The sequence below is a fragment of the Streptomyces sp. NPDC019890 genome (assembly GCF_044903445.1).
Classification (GTDB): domain Bacteria; phylum Actinomycetota; class Actinomycetes; order Streptomycetales; family Streptomycetaceae; genus Streptomyces.
Genome location: NZ_JBJDQK010000074.1, coordinates 1 through 2,345, shown reverse-complemented (window position 1 = coordinate 2,345; position 2,345 = coordinate 1). Strand labels below are relative to the sequence as shown.

Below are 2,345 nucleotides of genomic sequence, written 5' to 3'. Positions count from 1 at the left end.
CAGTGCGTTGATGTGGGCTTCGGTCACCGTGATGCCGCTGTCGGTGCCGGTGTCGAGCTCCTGCACTTTCAGACCGGTGCGGGTGGTGGTTGCCGCCCTGGTGGCGCCTGTTCGAGCCTGGCGCACGCCCGGGCCGCGGCTGGATGAGCGACCTGCGGACCGCCCGTTGCCTCGGCGCGGCCACGGGTCAACTCAACGCCGCACGGGCCGACTTGGCAAAGCATGGGCAAAGCGGCGGGACGGCCGGGCCCGGACAGGGTCTTCTCCGGTGACCAGCCGATGGCCTTCCGTGCTCGTGACGACGCGCGTGAGGCCCTTTCTTCCTTGCTCTCGGGGGCGATGTCATGGTGCGTGCGTCACGGTTGTTCCGTCTGTCCCGGTTCAGAAGCAGAGGTCTCGTTCTCCTGGCCCTGACGGCAGTCATGACAGCGCTGCTGCCGCTGATCACTACTACCGCCGACGGCGCGATCCCCGCCGCGCGCCCGCACCCGCCCGCCACGGGGCAGGCGGCGCCGCTTTCTGCGCCGCATCACGGGGCGGCCCCCGCGGCGGCGATGGAGCCTGCCGCTCCCGTACTGCCGCGTGCGGGCTGGACGGCCACGGCCAGTGATGAGGAGACCGCGGCCGAGGACGGCCGTGCCCAACTGGTCCTGGACGGGAATGCCGACACTTTCTGGCACAGCAAGTGGTCGGGCACCCCTGCGCCGCTGCCGCACAGCATCACCATCGACATGCACCGCACAGAGGTCGTCTCCGGCCTCGTCTACCAGCCGCGCCCCAGCAACAACGCCAACGGCCGGATCGGTGCCTACTCGGTCACGACCAGCACCGACGGCACCACCTTCGGCGCCCCCGTGGCCACCGGCACCTGGAAGGACGACGACTGGGTCAAGGGCACCACGTTCACCCGTCCCGTCACCACCCGCTACGTCCGCCTCACCGCCACCACCGAGGCCGGCGGGCGCGGTCCATGGTCCTCGGCCGCCGAACTGCGCCTGAGCGGCCCGGCCAACCCCGCGACCCACGGCGCGTGGGGACGGCTGACCAGCTTCCCCCTGGTGCCGGTGGCCACCGCCTTACTGCCCAACAACAAACTCCTGGCCTGGTCCGCCTACGCCATCGACCGCTTCGGCGGCAGCAACGGCTACACCCAGACCGCGATCATGGACCTGGCCACCGGCAGGATCACCCAGCGCCGCGTCGACAACACGGGCCACGACATGTTCTGTCCCGGCATCGCCCTCCTCGCCGACGGCCGGGTACTGGTCACCGGCGGCAGCAACGCCGCGCGTGCCAGCATCTACAATCCCGCCACCGACGAGTGGACTTCAACAGCCGACATGAACATCGCACGCGGCTACCAGGCCATGACACTGCTCTCCAACGGTGACGCGTTCGTCCTCGGCGGCTCCTGGAGCGGCGGCACCGGCGGCAAGGACGGCGAGGTCTGGTCGGCCGCCACCGGGACCTGGCGCAGGCTGCCCGGCGTGCCGGCAACCGGCACGATGACCGCGGACCCGAAAGGCCCCTACCGGGCCGACAACCACCAATGGCTGCACGCCACCTCCAACGGACGGGTCCTGCATGTCGGTCCCAGCAAGCAGCTCAACTGGATATCCACCGCAGGAGACGGCAGCATCACCCCGGCAGGCACGCGCGCGGACAGCGCCGACGCGATGAACGGCAACGCCGTCGCCTACGACATCGGCAAACTGCTCACCCTGGGCGGCGCCACCGCCTACGAGAACGCACCAGCCACCCAGCGCGCCTACACCGTCAACCTGAACGGCGGCGCACAACCCGTCAGCGCCCGCACCGGCGACATGGCCCACGCACGGGCCTTCAGCAACAGCGTCGTCATGCCGGACGGCAAGGTTGCGGTCTTCGGCGGACAGTCCAACCCCGTGCCCTTCAGCGACGCCGGCTCCGTCCTCACCCCCGAGATCTGGAACCCCGCGACCGGCACCTTCACCGCGATGGCCTCGATGGCAGTACCGCGCAACTACCACAGCGTCGCCAACCTCCTCCCCGACGGGCGCATCTTCACCGGCGGCGGCGGTCTGTGCGGCGACTGCGCAACGAACCACCCCGACGGAGCGATCTTCACCCCGCCCTACCTCCTCAACCCCGACGGCACCGAAAAGACCCGGCCCCGCCTCACCGGCAACACCCCCGCCAAAGTGGCTCACGGGGCGAAGCTGCCGGTGACCACCGACACGGCCATCGCTTCGTTCGCTCTGGTACGAGCCGCAGCCGCAACCCACTCCACCGACAACGACCAACGACGAATACCGCTGACCTACAAGACGACAGGCACCAACAGCTACGCACTCGACATCCCCTCC

1 protein-coding gene is annotated in these 2,345 nt (G+C 69.8%); it reads left to right on the top strand.

Annotated elements, in window-relative coordinates; genetic code table 11:
* Positions 1–422: 422 nt before the first annotated feature.
* Positions 423–2,345, top strand: a 1,923-nt coding sequence (locus tag ACI2LP_RS34255; RefSeq protein WP_404728444.1) for a discoidin domain-containing protein, incomplete at its 3' end; no start/stop codon positions are given.